We start from the raw sequence: 20,224 nt of genomic DNA on the forward strand, positions 1-20,224 counted from the left end.
ACTGCTGGGAATACTATCCACCCTATCACTACACCAACCGGGTGCATCTCATATTTGTAAAAAACAAGGGGAGGGTGGGGAGGTTGGGAAGTGGGGAGAGATGCGGAGATGGGGAGATGGGGGAGTTTTTTATTAAGGGTAATTATCCCGACATGATATAGCACTACGCATTAAAGTGTTTGACATTGCTAAAAGCTGAAAACCTTTTGTAGTAAACTTTTGACTTCTGACTTGTGACTTGCGGACTTGCACGTAGCGCTATATTATGGCTAACTTATCAGGGCAGGGATTGATGGGTTTTGGTTAATACAATCAATAGGTAATTGACATCTGCATCATTATAATTAAATACCAACAATAAACTTTGTATAGCAGTCGAAGTAAAGCTTAAGACATATTTCTGCTCCCTGCTCCGAACGCGCCCCGCGTGGCCTACGGCCTTAGTCCCTGCTCCCTTTCAACCAAAATACTCTGTCCTAAACTATACTTCGGTTGCTATATAGTTAATTGTTATTCACCCTAGGCATAAGGATTCAGCCCTTGGCTGATAGCTGATAGCTGATAGCTTACCTAGACATTAGTCGAGAGACTAGAACTTACCATTACTGGCAGCAATAGAAGTACCATTGCTCAAATACTGCTCAGGCTCTACATCAACCTCTACTACATCGTCTTGGTAATCTTGAGTTTTACTTCCAAAGAGGGTCTTTCTTGCCCAACGAACTAAGTTATCGACATAGGTAAATAATACCGGCACCACCACCAAGGTTAGCAGAGTAGAAGTGGTAAATCCTCCTATCACGGCAAGAGCCATCGGACTACGAACTTCACCATCGGCTCCCCATTCCAAGGCAATGGGAATCATGCCAGCAATGGTGGAGACCGAGGTCATCAAAATCGGTCGCAAGCGACTGACTCCAGCTTGAATGACTGCTTTAAACTGGGATGTCCCTTCTTTCTGATTGGCTAAGGCAAAGTCTACCAAGAGAATGGCATTTTTGGTCACCAATCCCATCAGTAATACTATTCCGATTAGGGCAAAAAGTGCCAATTCCTTCTGGCCAATCAACAGTCCCATTAAGGCACCACCGATGGATAGGGGTAAAGCCACCAAAATTCCAAAGGGATAGAGAAAACTGTTATACAACAGTACCAGAATGGCATAAATGCACAACACTGATAGCGCTAAAGCGCTTAAAAAGCCACCGAAGATGTCTTGCATAATCTTGGCATCCCCAGAGGGTTCCTCGGAAACTCCAGGGGGTAGGGGATTCATAGCAGGTAGGGATTGGACTTTTGCGATCCCATCTCCTAGGGAAATCCCTTGCAAGTTAGCTCCCAAAGACACCTGACGAGCACGATTAAAGCGGTCAATCTGGGCCGGTCCACTCCCTAAACGGATATCGGCTACAGCAGCGATGGGGACTAAGGTTCCATTTCGACTGGGAACCCGCAGATTTTTGAGGGTTTCGATGTCATCCCTCGATTCTGGGTCGAGTTGGACACGAATCGGAATTTGTCGGTCAGGTAAGTCAAATTTAGCCAGATTTGACTCAAGGTCTCCAATTAAGGCTAAAGAGGCTGTGCGTGCGATCGCTTGAACAGATACTCCTAAATCTGCAGCACGGGCAGGATTAGGTACAATCACAATTTCTGGTTTAACTAGACTTTCACTAGAGGTGACTTCCACTAAACCAGGACTTTGGCGCATCTGTTGTTCTAGAGTTTGGGCGGTTTGGGAAAGCAGTTCACCATTCTCACTCTTGAGAACAATTGATAAATCCTTGCTAGAGCCTCCAGCCCCTTGACTACGGAAACTAACCCTCGCGCCAGGTATTTTCTGGAAACCCTCACGCATCTGCTGCTCAAATTCTTGCTGAGATATTTCCCGTTGGTCTTTGGGTAAGAGTTTGGCGTATACAATACCAGAATTTACACCATCATTTCCAGCCCTGGCCAGAACATTTTCTATAGCTGGGTTTGACTGCAACAACTGATTTGTTTCTTGAACCACATCTATGGTTTCACTCAGCTCAGACCCCGGTGGCAGGTCAATCAATACCGTACTGACTCCAGTATCCTCATTACTAAACAAACCCTTGGGAATAAACTGTACAAGCTGCAAGCTACCGATGAAAAAAGCTACAGCTATCAACATCGTGGTAATCCGGTGCTTCAATGCCCAGGTTAATAGACCTCGATAAGGTTGTATACGTCGGCTCTGAAGGTTATTGGGTTGAAGGTTATTGGGTTGAAGGTTATTGGGTTGAAGGTTATTGGGTTGAAGGTTATTGGGTTGAAGGTTATTGGGTTGAAGGTTATTGGGTTGAAGGTTATTGGGTTGAAGGTTATTGGGTTGATGGTTATTTTGCCAACTTTCAACCTTCAACTTGTCAACCTTCAACTTGTCAACCTTCAACTTGTCAACCTTGGCCAATTGGCCACGCTTCGCGAACAACGGGTCAACCTTCAACGGGTCAACCTTCAACTTGTCAACCTTCAACTTGTCAACCTTCAACGGGTCAACCTTCAATCCTTTTGATTTTGGCTTGAGCAAATAAGCACTCAGCATTGGTGTCATTGTTGTAGCTACTAGGGTGGAAAACATAGTAGATACCGCAACGGTTACTCCAAAGGGTTGGAAGAATTGACCAGGGATACCCCCCATGAAGGCTACAGGAATAAATACCGCGACAATAGTTGCGGTGGTGGCTACTACAGCTAAACCAATTTCCCGGGCCCCATCCCACGCTGCTCTCATGGGTTTCTTACCCATATCCAAGTGCTGGTCGATATTTTCAATCATGCAAATGGCATCATCGACCAAGTTCCCCACGGCTAGGCCTAAACCCAGTAGGGTCATATTGTTAAGGGTATAGTTTAGGGCTTTCATCACCAGAAAGGTGGGAATAATTGATAAAGGTAGCGCTATTGCTGTAATTAGAGTTACCCGCCAATTTCTCAGAAATATCCCCACGGTGAATACAGTCAGTATTGAACCGATAATTAGGGAATCAATGGTTGCTTGGTAGGACTCACGGATGGAATCAGCACGGGTGAAGATCAAGCGCAGTTCAATATCCTCTGGCAGGGTAGTTTTTAGTTGAACAACCGCCTTGCGAACCCCTTCTTCCACCGAGACTAAACTGCTACCAGTGCTGCGCAGCACAGAAAAGGCCACCACTGAATCCCCATTCAGATAGGCAGCTTTCCTAAGATCACCAAAGCCGTCGGTCACCTCTCCCAAACTGGAAAGGGGAACATTTGCGCCATCTGGGAGTACAATACGGTAGTTTTTTAACTCTTCGACTGTCTTAGCACTTCCGAGAGTCCGAACATTCTGTTCAGCGCCGCCGATGTTACCGCGACCACCGGGTAAGTTGACATTAAAAGTCCGAATTTGGTCATTAACTTGGGTAGCAGTGATACCAAAAGCTTGTAATCTAGCGGGGTCAAGGTCAACTCGAATTTCCCGGTCAACTCCTCCGAGTCGATCAATTTGGGCAACTCCCGGTACATTAACCAGATCACGGCTAATTTTCCGGTCAACTAGATCACTCAACTCCTCCACCGAGCGTTTGTTAGAAGCTACCGCATAGGTCATCACTGAACCCCCGGAAAATTCTAACCGTCTGACAATAGGTTCGTTGATATCTAGGGGCAAACTTTGGCGAATTTGAGCTACGGCATTGCGTACATCATTCGTTGCCTGATTGCTATCAGTTCCCAGGACAAAATTGATAACGGTTCTTGAGCTGCCATCAGTAACCGTGGAGCTGATTTGGTCAATATTTCCGAGGCTAGCAACAGCATCTTCAACTTTTTTCGTGACCTGGAATTCCAGTTCTGCAGGTCCTGCTCCTGGCTGGGTAACAGTAACCATCACCGCTGGAAGATCAATATTAGGGAGCCGATCAATTCCCAACTGCATAAAGGAGAATAGACCGACTATTCCTAAAACCAGGAACATGACCAGAGTAGCAACCGGATTTTTAATTGACCAAGAGGAGACGTGGAAGGACATCTTTTAAATAGTTGAAGGTTGAACGCGATCGCGTGGCCTATTGGCCAAGGTTAGTTGGTTGAAGGTTAGTTGGTTGAAGGTTAGTTGGTTGAAGGTTAGTTGGTTGAAGGTTAGTTGGTTGAACGCGATCGCGTGGGCTTTTGGCCAAGATTGTGCCCGTAGCGTGGGCTTTTGGCCAAGGTTATTTGCCCAATATCGAACCTGTAACCGGCTAACTTTCAACCGTTAATCAACATGGAAGCTGTAACCGGTTAACTTTCAACCGTTAATCAACATGGAAGCTGTAACCGGTTAACTTTCAACGCTTCTATGGAGTTTCTAATACTTGGACGGGATCGCCGTCTTTGAGGAAAGCAGCACCTTTGACTACAATGCGATCGCTTGCGGATAAACCACTCTTGATTTCTACTTGCCCACTAGGGAGCAGTTCTCCCATTACCACTGGTTGTGCTTTAACGGTGTTATCTGCTTCGAGTCGGTAAACGATAGCGCTAGTGTCGGCTTGGGGCAATACTGCTTTCGATGGTATAGTTAGACCGGTAGTGGCTGAGGTGGTGATGGAGCCTTGTAAAAACATCCCTGGTCGCAAGGTGCCGGAATTGGGTAAATCTACTTTTACCAGAGCCTGACGAGACTGCTGATCAACTATCGGGTCAATTTCTCGTACTGTTCCAGAAAGCTTCAGGCGGCTATCTCCTTTAGAAGATATTTCTACTGGTTGTCCAATCTGAATTTGGGACAGTTGGGTTTCGGGTACCCTTAATAACAGTTCCAAACGCCCCTTTTCGATAATGGTAAAGAGTGTTTCTGACGAAGAGGTAATATCACCGACACGGGCATTTCTAGTGGCTACTTTGCCACTGACTGGTGCCACCACTTGGGTATCGTTCAGTTGCGCCATCACTAACTGGACTTGTGCCTTTTCTCTAGCCAGTTGAGCTTGGGCTTGAGCAATTACTTCTGGACGGGAACCAGCCAATCTTTGCTGGAGCTGCTGTTGCGCTTCTACGACAGCGGCTTCTAACTGAGCAATTTCTGGGGAGTTGGTGTTTCGTGTTTGCTCAAGGCGTTGTTGGGCTTCAGATAAATTCGCTTGAGCACTGAAATATTGACTTTCCACCTCATTATAGCGGTCTTGGGAGATGGCTCCCTCGGCAATCAATTTTTCCTGGCTCTCGAAGCGACGTTTAGCTAGACTCAACTGTGCAACAGCCGATGCCACTCGGGCTTTGGCTTGGTCAATTTGTCTAGGGATACTGGCTTGGGCCTGTCTTAGACGAGCTTGGGCTTGGTCTAGACGAGCTCTAGCTTGGGCTTTTTCTTCTGAGCGTGTCCCTGCTTTGAGTTCTGCTAAACGGGCTTCAGCTTGGGCAACTGCTGCCTGAGCTTGAGCTAACTGTGCCTGAAGCACAGCATTATCTAGCCTGACCATTACTTGTCCGGCCTTGACAAATTCCCCTTCTCTAACCAGTACCTGTTTAATCTGTAAACCCGTTGCTTGGGATTTGACCCTAATCTCCTCAAAAGCAGCAACACTACCAATAGCTTCTAGGGTTCGGTTAACTGTGGTGGTTTTTACGTCTGCCACTGTAACAGTTTGAGCAGGTACAGCAGAGGCAACAGCCCCAGGGGTTTCAGCAGAGGGGACAGCCGCAGGGGTTTGAACAGTTTCAGCAGGGGAATCGGTTTTTTGAACCTTTGGAGCTGTCCCGATCAATCGCATTCCTACGAAAGTCAGCATAATTCCCATACCCATAGCAATCACTAAACTACCTGCTCCTGATGTCAAGGAGTTTTGGGATTCACTAGTCCCGGAGCTGGGTAATGATGAGGCTGAATCCTCCTGTTGGTGATTAGCTTGGTGTAATGGTTGGTGATCTGGCTCAGTGATAGTGCCAGAGCCATTCAGCTGAGATCTCTGTTGGTGATCTGGCTCAGTGATAGTGCCAGAGCCATTCAGCTGAGATCTCTGTTCATCTAAAGTGTTTCGGGTCATGGTTATTCCCCTGTTACTGGTAGTGCTGGGTAATTTTATTAAAGAAAGATGATTTTTTAGGGTTACTTCTTAATATAACTTAAAAATTATTAACTTAAAAAGTATTAGGACCTGAGCTGAAACTGTCTATCCATGTTTTTTCTTAATCAAATAAGATGTATAATAGTTAATCACATAATTTAGTCACCGATTCAGCCCTCCCCAACATCGACATCGGCAAAGCATCGCCAAAGAGCACAGAAAAAAGCCCACAGAAAGAAAGCCCACAGGAAGCGATGCTCCTAAGGAGCCGCTACGGGAACGCGAAACCTACAAGTCCTTTACATCCAAGTCCATTGAGTCAAACGACTTAGAGAGTAAACCTACTTAGAGATTGATACCGCAACGTCTATATCTTCAGACTAATTGGCAGATCAGACTAGATTGTCTCAGTTTTTCTTTCATAGGTGCGCTTTCCGCATCTAATTATTAAATTCGCCACGGGTCGCACCTGTTGTTGCCTCAGTTTTTGTGTGGCATTTTCCTCTGTTTGCTGACCGATAAAACTCTAGTAGTAGTTATAAGATATACCTTTTAAAAAGGTCTAGTCATGGGTGGAAGTAGTGATAAATTTCCTTGGATAAACGCAAACCAATGCCTGGTACTTCAGCAAGCTGTTTAACCGATGCGTTGCGAATATAATCAATGGAGTTAAAGTGAGCCAATAACTGTTTTTGCCGCTGAAATCCCAATCCAGGAATCTCATCTAAACGGGAACGATTTAACTGACTACTTCTTTGTTTCCGATGAAAATTCACCGCAAACCGATGAGCCTCATCTCTGACCCTGCGTAAAAGTTGCACCCCTGGTTGCTCGGGATCAGTGTTTAAGGGTAATGGCTCCTCTGGTAAAAATAGTTCTTCGTACTGTTTAGCTAAGCTTACCACAGGCACTTCTTCTTGTAAATTTAGCTCTTGCAATACTGCTACAACTGCTGACAGCTGTCCTTTTCCGCCATCAATAATTACCAAATCAGGCCAATCTTTTCTGAGTGTTGAGTGTTTAGTGTTGCTTGTTGATTGTTGAGTTTTGGGTGTTGAGTTTTGGTTGTTGAGTGTTGAGTGTTTAGTGTTGCTTGTTGAGTTTTGATTATCTGCTAGTTCTGGTTCGAGTTGACTTTTTTTGAAGCGACGGCGAATCACCTCAGCAAGGCTAGCAAAATCATCGGAGTGACCGACAGTGATATTAGGATTTTTGATCTTGTAGTGACGGTAGTGCTGCTTGGCTGGTGTGCCATCTAGAAACACTACCTGAGAAGCCACTGCATTGCTCCCCTGGATGTGGGAAATGTCATACCCTTCTATGCGCCGTGGTAAATCCGGTAAGTCAAGAATGTTAGCTAAATCCTCCATGGCTTTGGTGTTGCGGTCAACCAATCGCTGGGTGCGTTCCAGTTCATAGTTAGCATTGCGCTTGACCATTTCAATCAGTTCAGCTTTGGTTTGCCGTTGGGGAGTGAGTATAGTCACATTTCGACCTTTGCTCCGGCTCAAATAGTCAGCCAACATCTCCCCATCGGGTAACGGGTGTTGCACCAAAATTTCTGTGGGGATTTCCACCGCATCAGCAGTTTGGTAATGCTCTTCTAAAACCCGTTGTAAAATGGCTCCGAGTTCTATCCCCCCATTCCCTTGAGGGGCTACATCGGCAAAAAATCCCAAGCGCCCGACTAAGTGACCAGCACGGATCTGAAATAGTTGGATGCAAGCATGTTTGGCATCAGCCGCTAGTGCGATCGCATCTCGTGATACAGTATCGTCAGGTAAGGCTACTTTTTGGTCTGTACTGAGGGAATTAAGTCCAGTAATCTGATCCCTAATCCGCGCTGCTAGCTCAAAGTTAAGGGATTCTGCTGCTTGTTCCATATTGGCCGTCAGCATCTCAATTAGTTCCCCACTACGCCCTTGAAAAACCATAGCGATTTTCTGGATGGTTTGACGGTACTCTTCCGGTGTAATTAGTTTTTGACACACACCAGGACAACGACCTAAATCATAGTTAAGGCAAGGACGGTCTTTAAACAGAGGTCGAGGGCGTTGCCGGATGGGGAAAATCTGTTTGACCAGAGCTAAAGTATTGCGCAATAGCTTGACATCGACGTAGGGACCATAGTATTTATCCTGTTTATTCCCCATGCGCCGCTTACGGGTAATGAAGATACGGGGATAATCCTCTGACCAAGTGATGGCAACATAGGGATACTTCTTATCATCCTTGAGCAGTACGTTGTAGTAAGGTTGGTGCTGCTTAATCAGATTGGCTTCCAACGCTAGGGCTTCCGCTTCGGTATCGGTTACGATGAATTCAATATCAGTAACCTGTGCCACCATCATCGCAATGCGAGGACTCAGGGGTTGGGAGTCACGGAAATAGGAACGGACTCGCGTACGCAATTTTCGGGATTTGCCGATGTAAAGAATACTAGCGCTATGGTCACGCATTAAATAAACCCCTGGTTCCAGGGGAATTTCTTTCAATCGACTTTCCAAGGGTTCTGGATCTTGGATTAATGGCTTAGAACTCATAGCGTGAATGGTCTGTGGTCAACTGTTGGTTGTTATTTCCCGTGATCACCACTAGGGCGTGTCTTCTTGCCTCGGAGATCCCCCGTTGGTCCCCCTTAAAAAAGGGGGACTTTGAGTATGGCTCCCCCCTTTTTCAAGGGGGGCTGGGGGGGTGAATAATCTTGCGGAAAACTTTGAAAACACGCCCTAGGCTTTATTTTGTTCCGCTAGCCGATTTGAGATTACATCCAAAAATTTATCCACATTAAATGGCTTAAGAATATAGTCATGAATGCCTAGTTCTCTGATCTTCTGAATATTGCTGCGATCTGCACTAGCCGTCAGAAACATAAACGGAATTTTCGCTGTGGCTGGATCTTGACGTAGTGCCTGCAATACCCCATATCCATCTAGTTCAGGCATCATTACATCGCACAAAATCAAATCTGGTGGTTCTTGTTGAACCAACTGTACACCTTCAACACCATTTTCAGCACCCTGAGCGTCAAACCCTTCAATTTCAAGGAGTTCGATCAGATTTTCTCGAATAAAAATCTCGTCCTCAATTACCAAGATTTTATTCATTATTATCCTATTCAACCTAACTGTGAAAATTTAAATCTTATCAGAACCTTAGAATAAGATGCAATTATAAGGGATAGTTGGTGCATTAGCCCAATGGCATATTATTGGGGGTAGCCCAAGTTTCATTGATAGCCACATTAATATGAAACGATATGTTAGTGTACTCCAGTTGTTCTGGAGTACTGCGCTCACTGCTGAACTGGAATATCGGTTAAATTTTGCGATCGCTACCTTGAGCAGCCTAGGAAACCTAGCTGGTAGCCTATTCGGTCTATTCTTGTTTTACCGCACTGGCTACACCTTTTCCGGCTGGAATTGGGAAGAAGCCCTGGTCATACTAGGGATATTCACGTTACTACAGGGGTTTTCTGGCACATTCCTGATTCCCAATCTCAACCGGATTGTGGATCACGTCGAGCAAGGAACCCTCGATTTTATCCTACTCAAGCCCATTAGTTCTCAGTTCTGGCTGTCTTGGCGAAGTGTCAGCCCTTGGGGGTTACCAGACTTAATCTTCTCAATTATAGTAATAGGCTACGCTGGTGGACGCCTAAACTTAGATATCGGCAACTATCTTTTGAGTGTAGTGCCACTATGTTTTGGGTTGACTAGCCTCTACAGCATCTGGTTTATGCTGGGAGCAACAAGCATTTGGTTTGTCAAAATCTACAATGTCACCGCTGTTCTGCGCAGTATGCTAGAAGCTGGTCGATATCCCATCGTAGCTTATCCGGCTAGCTATCGGTTCTTCTTTACCTTTGTAGTGCCAGTGGCGTTCCTGACTACAGTCCCAGCAGAAGTGATGTTGAATCGGAGTGATACCTTTTGGGTAGTAGGTTCCGGTATTCTAGCCCTAGGATTGCTGTTTGCTTCTGGGATCTTTTGGCAGTTTGCCCTGCGTTTTTATACCAGTGCTTCTAGTTAGTAGGTGCGCTTTCCGTAGGCGAATTAAATTCGCCACGGGTCGCACCTCTTGATTCTTGCGAATCAAGCTAATATTGGTCATTCCATAAATTCTTGGTGCCAGATGGCAAAAGTCAGCAACGACCAAAGTTGGCGGCTGTTAGCAGGTTGGTAGTCTTGTATCAAGTTACAAACTTCCGGTGTAAAAATACCTGTTTCTGGCAATGTTTGAATTAACCCACAAACATCTTGCCACAGATAATCTTTGAGCCAAGAACCAAAAGGCGATCGCCAACCATACTTTTTCCGCTTTTCTACTACTTTTGGCAACAAATCTGAAAACGTTTCTCTCAGCAGTTGCTTATCTTTTTGCCAGCCCACTTTCCTGGAAAAGGGAATAGACATGGCATATTCAACAAATTGGTAATCTAAAAAAGGAGTCAGGGATTCCAAACCTGCTGGCGTACTTGTTTTATATGTCTTGATGCGATTTGATTCTTCAATATCCAACTTCAAATCCATGTAGAGCAGGGCATCTTGGTTGCTAGTAATGTGATTGTTGGAGAGCAAACTTTTTAATAGTTCCTGATAGATCGAGTCTATGACTCCGGTATCTGTAGCGTATTCTCCCTGTAAGAGCTGATTAAATTCTCCCTTGCCGTAGGTAAACCAAGTACTTAATCTTTCTACAGTTAAGGGTGCTAAGTCCACTCTTCTAAAAGCTGTAGGATTAAAGTTATCTTTTACTGGCCATTTGTTTCTGTTGGCATAGGCTAAGTTGCGCAACCACTTAGGTAATTTTTGCAAGAGGCTAATCTGCATATCTAATAGATGGCGCGGCTCACCTCCAAAGATGGCATCACTGCCATCCCCAGTCATTACTACTGCAATTCCTTGCTCCTTAAGCCATTCAGCCAGCAAGATCATGGTGACGTTAATCTGGCTACCATGAGGCTCACCAAAATTTCTCACACAACGCCGCAGTGTGCCGATTAAATCTTGTCTCCCAGAGATAATCAGCTGACTATGTTTGGTACCAAAATGGGCACTCACTGCTTTAGCAACATCAGCATCAGAGTTACACTGATTCGGATTTGTGTTCCAGATTTCAGCATCAACAGAACCAATTTCAAAGGCTGTAGAAAAGGTGTGAACTGGTTCTTTTAAGAGTTTGCTCATCATCCCCACAACCAGGGTAGAGTCTAAACCACCACTCAGAAGTGCTGCGGGAGAAAAATGACTGTTGCGATCTAAGCGACGCTTTACCGCCAACTCAAACCGCGAGCGAAGATTGTCTCTGATTTCTGCTTCTGGGGCACTCTGCAATGTTGCGACTTGCTTAAGTTGCCAGTAGCAATGTAGCTGCGGTGTTTTTCCGGCTTCAATGATTAAACTATGAGCAGGTTGTAGCTTTTTTACCCCCTTAACTAGGCTCAAGGGAGAAGGAACGTATCCAAAAACCAGGTAGGATTGCAACCCTTGAGGGTCCACAGCTTTGGAAACAACAGGGTGTTCTAGGATTGCCTTAAGCTCTGAAGCAAAAATAAAAGTAGAGTGTACTTCATCGAAGAAGTAATATAGTGGTTGCTCCCCAAATCTGTCTCTCGCTAACCACAGCCTTCCAACAGAGCGGTCCCAAATAGCAAAAGCAAAGGTACCATTGAGCTTATAAACAACCTCTGTTCCCCAAGCTTCGTATCCCTTCAGTAATATTTCAGTGTCACGATTAGATTGGACATTAAACCCCAATGTTTCCAACTCGTCTCTGATTTCTCGGCAGTTGAGAATTGTACCACTGAAGACAACGACACTTGTATGGTTAGAGTTCCACATTGGCTGATAGCTATCAGCCGTTAAGTCTCTGCTGATCAGGGGAACATGGGCTAGACCCACTCCATCCTCTGGTGTAATCTCTAAATAACTGTGATCAGAACCACTATAGGTAATTGCATTACGCATGCGCAGAAGCAAGTTCCGATCAAGATGCTTATCTGTAGCTGTGAAAATGCCTACTATACTACCCATTAATGCTGGATACCTCGAACAAAACAAATTGCGTTCGCGTTCGCGTAGCGTCGGCTTTGCCGAAAGCGTGGCCAAAGGCCGTTCGCGTTCGCGTAGCGTCGGCTTTGCCGAAAGCGTGGCCAAAGGCCAATCGCCCTCTAGTCGCTGAACAACTAACTCAACCACTAATTAGGGGACTTATGACTATAATTCCCGTAAGCCTTGACAAAATTACTATTTTGGTATCCAACGGCAAAATGGCGCTTTTTAACGGTGATTGGACAATTGTGAACTTAGGATTAATCTCCAGGTTGGTATAATAGGCAAGCAAAGCACCAACGAAAAAAGCGATGCTCCTTTCGCGTAGCGTGGCCTTTTGGCCAAGGAGCCGCTACGCGATTGGCCGTAGGCCACGCTAAAAGCGATTGACCGTAGGTCACGCTTCGCGATCGCAAAAATTACGGATCACCTGTTATATCAAGTCCGGTAAAATACCTATAATTAACGGGATGGTGGAAAGCAGCCCATTTATTTCACGAATCAGATAGGATTGCTATATAGCAATGGGTGTAATGGTGTTTTAAAATTAACTAGTTTTAAATTTAAATAAATGAAGCGATGCAGCGCTATTATAAATCTGCTTTACTCGAATAGTTTTTGATTATAGCAATGCTAAATAAATTGTAAATTTTTGTTCCCTGCTCCCTATTCCCTTTCCTATAGTTATAGCAGTCGCCAGGGCAGTTAGGACATGACAAAAGTCTCACACCCTTTGTAAGCGCAAGAGTTTTACTTCTGACTTCTGACTTCTGACTTCTGACTTCTGCTATACTAGGGCAAAGCATCGGGTTTATGACCTGATCAAATCAGAATAAACCATGGTCGCCCAAATGCTTTGCGCCTAAAGCAGTAATAAAGTTTTACTAACCTTGTGAACTCAATCCCATCCAATCGGTGTGGAAAAACTCACCCCTGGGTTTATCCAGCCGCTCGTAGGTATGAGCACCAAAGTAGTCACGCTGGGCTTGGGTCAGGTTTTGGGGTAAGCGATCGCGTCGGTAACTGTCGAAGTAATCTAGGGATGCACTAAAAGCAGGGACTGGAATCCCTAATTTGTTTGATACCGCTAGCACATCTCGCCAACCATCCTGACGATCCAAAATTGTTTGCTTAAACTCAGGAGCTAACAAGAGATTGGGGAGTTGGGGATTTTGGTTGAAGGCATTCTTAATCTTATCTAAGAAGCCAGCTCGAATGATACAACCTCCTTTCCAAATCCGGGCAACTTCACTCAAGTTCAGATTATAGTTAAACTCTTCCGATGCCCGACTCAAGAGTGCCATCCCCTGAGCATAGGAACACATCTTAGAGCAATAGAGAGCATCCCGGACTTTGGTAATAAATGCTTTGACATCGCCATCATACTTGCCCACAGGACCAGTGATTTCCTTAGCTGCTGCTACCCGCTGATCCTTGAAAGAGGACATAACACGAGCATTGACTGCAGCGTAGATGGTAGGAATTGACACCCCTAGTTCTAGGGAACTAACTACAGTCCACCGTCCAGTGCCCTTTTGTCCAGCAGCATCAAGAATCATCTCCACTAACGGCCCATTCGTGTCTGGATCAATGTATTTGAAGATATCCGCTGTAATTTCAATCAAAAAGGAATTTAGCTCATCAGTGGTGTTCCATTCAGCAAATACCTCATGGAGCTGCTTGTGATCTAGTCCCAAGGCATTTTTCAGTACATCGTAGGCTTCAGCAATTAGTTGCATGTCGCCATACTCAATGCCATTGTGTGCCATTTTCACGTAGTGACCAGCACCACCGGGACCAATGTAGGTAACACAGGGACCATCATCAACCTGAGCCGCAATTTTGGTCAAAATTGGTTCTAAATCCTGGTATGCTGATGAAGTACCACCAGGCATTAAACTCGGACCATTGAGGGCTCCTTCTTCACCACCACTGACGCCCATGCCAACAAATCCCAATCCTGTGGCTTCTAAATCCTTAGTCCGCCGCTCGGTATCTTGGTAGAGAGAATTGCCACCATCAATGATCATATCTCCTGGCTCTAGGAGAGGTTTGAGTTGCTCAATGACTGCATCAACTGGCTTCCCTGCTTTCACCATCACTAGGATTTTGCGGGGTCGCTCCAGAGCTTGAACAAACTCTTCCAAGGAATAAGCAGCTTTCACATCCTTGCCCTGAGCTCGCTCAGCCATAAATTTCTCGGTTTTGGCTGCAGTCCGGTTGTATACTGCGATCGGGAAACCACGACTTTCTACATTAAGCGCGAGGTTTTCCCCCATTACAGCCAAACCAATTACCCCAAAGGTCCGTTGTGTCATAAAAATCTCCTACAAAAAAGCTTATCAAAGTTACTTATCATTCAGCAAAACTATAAGAATACCCATCGTGGCGATGGACACATTGAATGTAGTTCTGAGATGCACTCAAGACCTTGTTGGAGGCACCGTTAAATGACCCGATCAGATCAAAATTTCCTTTGGCTCTGACGCTCTTGATGCGAACCCCTTTTAATCCAGCATTCTTTCCAGCCACCACATTAACGATATCCCCAGTTTTCCATCCCTTCACAGGATGCTTAGGTTTGTAACCTTTGCGAGGAAAGCCGTATTTGTCCATCTGGATTACCTGACGACAACCGTGACCCATCGCTTTGATTAAAAGAGGTTGTCTGGTGACAATCTTCAATGTGGCCACTTCCCCGACACAAGCTGCATCAACCCAATGACCCTTGGGTAATCCCAGCTTGATACGGTTGTACTTGGTTCTGCCACCAGTTCCCACTGCTACGGACAATCCAGTTTCTTTCAAACTTTGGTAAAGTTGCCAACGGGTGGAGTTGACCGCCGCCGCATCTAATAGTGGTTGCTTTGCTTTACCTAAAATCCGCTTTAGGACATCGGGTTTCCCCGATAAAAAATCCCGAGCATCAAGATTTCCTTTGGCCTGATTACACCCATGGCAGGCTAGGGTGAGGTTATTGACACGATTTGTCCCCCCCTTCGATTTGGGAACTATGTGTTCCACCTCTAGCTTGACCGAGTTCGCCCCACAGTAGACACATTGACGACCCCATTTCTGATACAAGTACTCCCGCACTTCATAGCCCATCAGCTCCCCCTGTTGGTACTCTATGCCAGAGATTTCCGGATTTTGGAGCTTTTGGGTATCGAACCGGACTAGCTCCTGGGAAATCCCACCAATGGGGGTGAGTTTCATCAATTTCAGCACCCAGGTCATAGTGGTTGCCACTCTGTGCTGTAGGCTCGGAGCCAACCAACCTTCTGGGCGTTTTCGGTTGTTGAAACGTGGCTTTCGGTAGCGGCATTTCCTGTTTCTACGGGAACGACGAACTGCTCTACGAGAGTCGAGAGCTGATTTGATTTTGGAGCCACGATGTTCTATTTCAGCAGACCATACCACCTGATTACCATACACAATAGCTAGACCAGTAATCTTGGAGCCAGGATCGATCTTGAGGGACATCGGTTTGGCAACGCCGTCTACCTGCTTTTTCAAGATAATGGTGAAAGGGTAACGGCGATATACAGCCGCCTTCCCAGCCGTTAAAAGCTTCCTGGCGGTAACGGGACGGCAGGGATTGAGGGGTTTATGGCTTGCATCTAAAACAAAGACGTAATTACACATGGTTTTGTGTTTACTCCCGTTAAGGGTAAAGTGTGCCTCGCTCGGCTATCAAAGCTTGTTAGGCTCCTGACACTGGCTTCACTAAATTAATTCATCACCTGTTTAATCAGAAGCGATAGAGCCTGGAGCTGGCTTGCACCCCAGGGTATCGTGACCTTCATAGCGTTTACCATTTGGTGAGCTTGACCAATCTGAAGACTCAGTAAAAACCCGATTTGAGCAGGTTTGCTAAGGTTTAGTAATTGGTCCGCCAGTTTTGCTGTAGTAGTTGTCTAGGGTGGATTCACTCCCAGGTTAGCCCGATATTTTGGGTTCTTGCCTAAAGAAGACATTAAGAGTTCTGGTAGTAATACCATTAAGAAATGCTACATTCACATATGCGGAAATTCCTGATTGACACCGATACCGCTTCCGATGATGCCGTTGCACTCCTGATGGCACATCGTTGGCCAGATGTCCAGGTTGAAGCTATCACTATAGTTAGTGGAAATGTACCTGTGGAACAGGGTGCAAAAAACGCCCTGTATACCGTCCAGATGTGCGGCGCATCCACCCCTGTCTACCTTGGCTGCCCTAAACCAATGCTCCGCCCATGCCAATATGCTCAATGGTTCCATGGTGAAGACGGTATGGGGAACATGCACTACCCTGAGCCCCAGGCTAAACCCCAGCTAGCTCATGGTGTGGATATCATCATTGATACTATTAAGACTAATCCCAAGGAAATCACCTTAGTTACTTTAGGACCACTGACTAATATTGCGATCGCATTACTCCGTGCCCCAGAAATAGCCTCCCTAGTAAAGCGTTGCGTGATCATGGGTGGAGCCGCTAATGTGGTGGGCAACGTTACTCCAGCTGCGGAATATAACATTTGGGTAGATCCAGATGCTGCTAAAATTGTCTTTCACAGTGGCATGCCGATGGAGATGGTCGGTTGGGAATTAAGCCGTGGTGAAGCAGCATTACTCCCCGATGAGATCGCACAAATCAAAAACTTAGGCACAGACATAGCACGTTTTGCTGTAGACTGCAACGCTAGAGCGTAAGACGCCAGTGTTAAGATTCAAAATTCCCGTGGCTTAACTGGCGAGGGGTTTGGGGAGCTATAAGTCCCGTGCTATATTCGCAGAATTAGCGTCGGGATACATGGACTACCCAAGCCAATTGAGGGGTTCGATGCCCCAAAAATTGGCAATTTAAATATTTTAACAAGACAATAAAATCTGTTAGAATATACTCATGGAAAGCATGACTTACACATATCGCATTCATCCAGATATTGACCAAGAAGCTAAAATGCTTGATTGGCTCGAACAATGTCGGCGTGTTTACAATTACGCACTGCGACAAAGAAAAGACTGGATAAATAGCCGTAAGTGTAGAGTTGACGCTTGTAGTCTCAGACACGAATATATTATCTCTGTTGACGAGCCATATCCCGATTACTACAAACAACAGAACGCACTGACGGTCGCCAAGAAAAATATTCCTGAGTTCAAAGCCGTTCACTCTCAAGTTCTTCAAGATGCTCTCAAGAGACTTGATAGAGCATTTAAGATGAGGCAACAGAGACAGTTTGGATTTCCACGCTTCAAAAAAGTCGGACGATATCGTTCTTTTGTATTTCCTCAGTTCAAATCGAATCCGATTACTGGGTGGCAAATCAAACTCCCTAAGATTGGCAAGATGCCCATTGTTTTGCATCGGGCTATTCCTGATGGATTTGTTGTCAAGCAAGTTCGGGTTTTGTTCAAGGCTTCGGGTTGGTATGCTCAACGGATTTTACAGTCTGACATTTCTATCCCCGAACCCATGCCTCATGGTGAACCTTTAGGGATTGATTGGGGTATATCCAGTTTTGTAGCTACTAGCCAAGGTGAATTGATTGATAACCCTCGGTTCTACATTCAGTCTCAAAGCAAGCTGAAATGGCTGCAACGCAGACTTAGCAAGAAAGAAAGAGGAAGTAAGTCTTATCAAGCACTGGCTAAAAAGATATCTTTGCTGCACGAAAAGATTAGCAATCAGCGACAAGATTTTCACTACAAAATCAGTAATCATCTTTGTCGTCAGGCAGGAATGATATTTGCTGAGGATTTGAATATTTTGGGACTGAGTAAAGGTATGCTTGCCAAGCACGTCCTTGATAGTGCCCCAGGACAATTTCTCAATATTTTGGATTGGGTTTGTCGCAAAACTGGGACTTACCATCAGAAAGTTGATGCCAAAGGTAGTAGTCAACTTTGCCCTGAATGTGGGGCTGATGTGCCTAAAGATTTGAGTGTTAGGATACATAGCTGTCCAGAATGCCATGTCGTTATGCCTCGCGATGTGGCTAGTGGGAAAATCTTAGTAAATAGAGGTATTGCAGCCGTTGAAGGTCTAGCGGTCAAGCTGGGTGTGAAGGAAGAATCGTAGGATTCCCGATGAAGCACCAAGTTCTCGATGCAAGTTGAGAAGCCCACACTATAATTTGAGTGACGTTAGGAACGAAAATTTGGTGTTGGGAGTATGTCACCCCTTGCTGATCCTGTAGCGATGGCAGTGGCTCTCGACCCAGCCATAATAACCAGGCAAGGTAAATACTATGTCGAGGTAGAAACATTAAGCGAACTTACCCGTGGTCAAACGGTAGTGGATGAGCTAGGAGTACTCAAGCAAACACCAAACATGACTGTAATTTGCTCCATCGACGCACCCCGATGGAAAGAACATTTATACCGTTGCTTGGGATAATTGTTAATTATATCTGTTGCCAAAGTCATCAATTATGGGAAAGAAAGGGATTTAGAATTTAGAATTTAGAATTTAGAATTTAGAATTTAGAATTTAGAATTTAGAATTTAGAATTTAGAATTGATCAAAAAATTATGAATATCCCAGATTATTTGTGATAAATTACCATAAAATCATCTCTACAAGCCTGGTTAAACAAGGATTATCAATATTTAAAAAATAAATTTTAATCAAAACAGATTTTTGTTAATCAAAAATGTCTTTAAATAGACTAACTTAATCCAAAACTACTTCATCCGAAGTTCCCGATTCCCGATTCCCGATTCCCGATTCCCAATTCCCGATTCCCTGTTTCCTTATGTCCCGTGCCAAAGCCCTAAAATACTACATAATAATCCGCCTGCTGCTAGCGCCCCTGATGCTATGGACCATTACCACCCTAGTGTTTCTTCTGCTCAGAGCTACCCCAGGAGATCCTGTGGATGCTGTGTTAGGGAATCGTGCTCCAGATATCGTTAAGGAAAAATACCGACAACAATTAGGATTAGCTGACCCCTTGTGGTTGCAGTATATTCGCTACTTAGGATCCTTGCTACGTTTAGACCTAGGTACCTCAATCACCAGCCAAGGTCAAAAAGTCTGGGAGATTATTCAACAACATTTCCCCGCAACTGTAGAACTATCAGTATGCGGGATGGCCATAGCATTCTTAGTTGGTATAGGAGTTGGTACTTTAGCCGCATCCCGAAGCGGAACAGTTTGGGATGTGGGGGGTAGATTATTTGGCATCATTACTTACTCCATCCCTCTGTTTTGGATGGGGATGGTGGTGCAATTAATTTTCTCTGTTCAGCTGGGTTGGTTTCCCATCGGTACTCGCTATCCCATTAGCCTAGCAACACCAGAAGGGTTTACTGGTCTTTATACAATAGATAGTCTCTTCAGTGGTAATTTGGTTCAGTTTTTCACTGCTATCTATTATTTAGCCTTACCCAGTATTACCTTAGGGCTGCTGTTGAGTGGCATCTTTGAACGGATTGTGCGGGTAAACTTGAAGCAAACTCTCAAGGCTGATTATGTAGAAGCGGCCAGAGCTAGAGGTATTCACGAAAGACGGATTGTTTTTGCCCATGCTCTGAAAAATGCCATGATTCCTGTGATTACAGTGCTAGGGTTGACCTTAGCTGCTTTATTAGGTGGAGCAGTGTTGACAGAGGTGACATTCTCTTGGCCAGGGTTAGGGAATCGGTTGTATGAGGCAATTTCTGGGCGGGATTACCCGACGGTGCAAGGGATTATGGTATTTTTTGCCACTATTGTGGTAATCGCAAGTATTGCCATTGATATTGTTAATGCTTTGATTGACCCCCGTATTCGGTACTAATCGCAATTCTTTAACGTAGGAGTACAGATGCAGATCGGGAGATGAGGAGATGGGGGATGGGGAAATGGGGTAATCAGAAAGATTGCTATTAAGGGTCATTATCCGGACATGATATGATATAATATTGAGTTTAATAAAAATTAAACAACTATTCTTGATAAATAAAAAATCTCTCCAGAACTCAAAAAATTTGTCACAAAATAACCTTCCCAAACGTTCTAAATATAGAAACCAATTTAGCTTCCGGCAAAAGAAGCCCCACAACGAACATGCGCAGCATGAGTGTGGGATGAATTTTGCACAGAGTCTTTCACTTTAGACCAATCGATGTGTTATACTGGAAATACTGACTTTCAAAGCCG

At 45.0% G+C, this 20,224-nt stretch carries 14 protein-coding genes; 5 read left to right on the forward strand and 9 right to left on the reverse strand.

The annotated features are described in order from the left end of the window. Positions 1-589: 589 nt before the first annotated feature. The 5 genes from F6K64_RS23945 to F6K64_RS23965 form a co-directional block, all read right to left on the reverse strand. Positions 590-4,024 (reverse strand): efflux RND transporter permease subunit, encoded by a 3,435-nt coding sequence (locus F6K64_RS23945; protein ID WP_287266486.1) that lies wholly within the window; start codon positions 4,022-4,024, stop codon positions 590-592. Between the two features lie 3 nt (positions 4,025-4,027). Then, positions 4,028-4,246 (reverse strand): hypothetical protein, encoded by a 219-nt coding sequence (locus F6K64_RS23950; RefSeq protein WP_287266488.1) that lies wholly within the window; start codon positions 4,244-4,246, stop codon positions 4,028-4,030. 85 nt (positions 4,247-4,331) lie between these two features. Further along, complete coding sequence (locus F6K64_RS23955) at positions 4,332-6,020, reverse strand: efflux RND transporter periplasmic adaptor subunit (protein WP_287266491.1); 1,689 nt, start codon at positions 6,018-6,020, stop codon at positions 4,332-4,334. 587 nt (positions 6,021-6,607) lie between these two features. After that, entirely contained in the window at positions 6,608-8,584 is a 1,977-nt protein-coding gene (gene uvrC / locus F6K64_RS23960; protein ID WP_287251223.1) for an excinuclease ABC subunit UvrC, read from the reverse strand. A 186-nt stretch (positions 8,585-8,770) separates the two neighbouring features. Further along, a complete protein-coding gene (locus F6K64_RS23965; RefSeq protein WP_287251222.1) occupies positions 8,771-9,148 on the reverse strand; it encodes a response regulator in 378 nt (125 codons plus the stop codon). A 142-nt stretch (positions 9,149-9,290) separates the two neighbouring features. Between F6K64_RS23965 and F6K64_RS23970 the strand changes: the two genes are divergently transcribed. Next, positions 9,291-10,073, forward strand: coding sequence for an ABC transporter permease (locus F6K64_RS23970; RefSeq protein ID WP_008190909.1), 783 nt, complete (start codon positions 9,291-9,293; stop codon positions 10,071-10,073). Between the two features lie 77 nt (positions 10,074-10,150). Here the strand turns inward: F6K64_RS23970 and asnB are convergent, their stop codons facing one another. The 4 genes from asnB to iscB all read right to left on the reverse strand — a co-directional run bounded on the left by asnB (position 10,151) and on the right by iscB (position 15,739). Then, positions 10,151-12,241, reverse strand: coding sequence for an asparagine synthase (glutamine-hydrolyzing) (gene asnB / locus F6K64_RS23975; RefSeq protein ID WP_287266493.1), 2,091 nt, complete (start codon positions 12,239-12,241; stop codon positions 10,151-10,153). Between the two features lie 113 nt (positions 12,242-12,354). Beyond that, the gene (locus tag F6K64_RS23980) at positions 12,355-12,495 is read right to left on the reverse strand and encodes a hypothetical protein (RefSeq protein ID WP_287251220.1); all 141 of its coding nucleotides are present in this window, start codon (positions 12,493-12,495) and stop codon (positions 12,355-12,357) included. Positions 12,496-12,978: 483 nt separating this feature from the next. After that, positions 12,979-14,412: a decarboxylating NADP(+)-dependent phosphogluconate dehydrogenase gene (gene gnd / locus F6K64_RS23985; protein WP_008190916.1), complete on the reverse strand. Its 1,434-nt coding sequence runs from the start codon at positions 14,410-14,412 to the stop codon at positions 12,979-12,981. Between the two features lie 37 nt (positions 14,413-14,449). Then, a complete protein-coding gene (iscB, locus tag F6K64_RS23990) occupies positions 14,450-15,739 on the reverse strand; it encodes an RNA-guided endonuclease IscB (protein ID WP_008190918.1) in 1,290 nt (429 codons plus the stop codon). Between the two features lie 362 nt (positions 15,740-16,101). On the opposite strand from iscB, the gene F6K64_RS23995 reads away from it, so the two are divergent. From F6K64_RS23995 to F6K64_RS24010, 4 genes are all read left to right on the forward strand, one after another. Next, complete coding sequence (locus F6K64_RS23995) at positions 16,102-16,788, forward strand: nucleoside hydrolase (RefSeq protein ID WP_202799285.1); 687 nt, start codon at positions 16,102-16,104, stop codon at positions 16,786-16,788. Between the two features lie 202 nt (positions 16,789-16,990). After that, entirely contained in the window at positions 16,991-18,160 is a 1,170-nt protein-coding gene (locus F6K64_RS24000) for an RNA-guided endonuclease InsQ/TnpB family protein (protein ID WP_287266496.1), read from the forward strand. A 93-nt stretch (positions 18,161-18,253) separates the two neighbouring features. Continuing rightward, positions 18,254-18,478 (forward strand): nucleoside hydrolase, encoded by a 225-nt coding sequence (locus tag F6K64_RS24005; RefSeq protein ID WP_287253949.1) that lies wholly within the window; start codon positions 18,254-18,256, stop codon positions 18,476-18,478. 358 nt (positions 18,479-18,836) lie between these two features. After that, a complete protein-coding gene (locus F6K64_RS24010; protein ID WP_287266499.1) occupies positions 18,837-19,862 on the forward strand; it encodes an ABC transporter permease in 1,026 nt (341 codons plus the stop codon). Positions 19,863-20,224: the final 362 nt, after the last annotated feature.

The organism is Moorena sp. SIO3A2 (genome assembly GCF_010672265.1).
In the GTDB taxonomy this organism is placed as follows: Bacteria; Cyanobacteriota; Cyanobacteriia; order Cyanobacteriales; family Coleofasciculaceae; genus Moorena; species Moorena producens.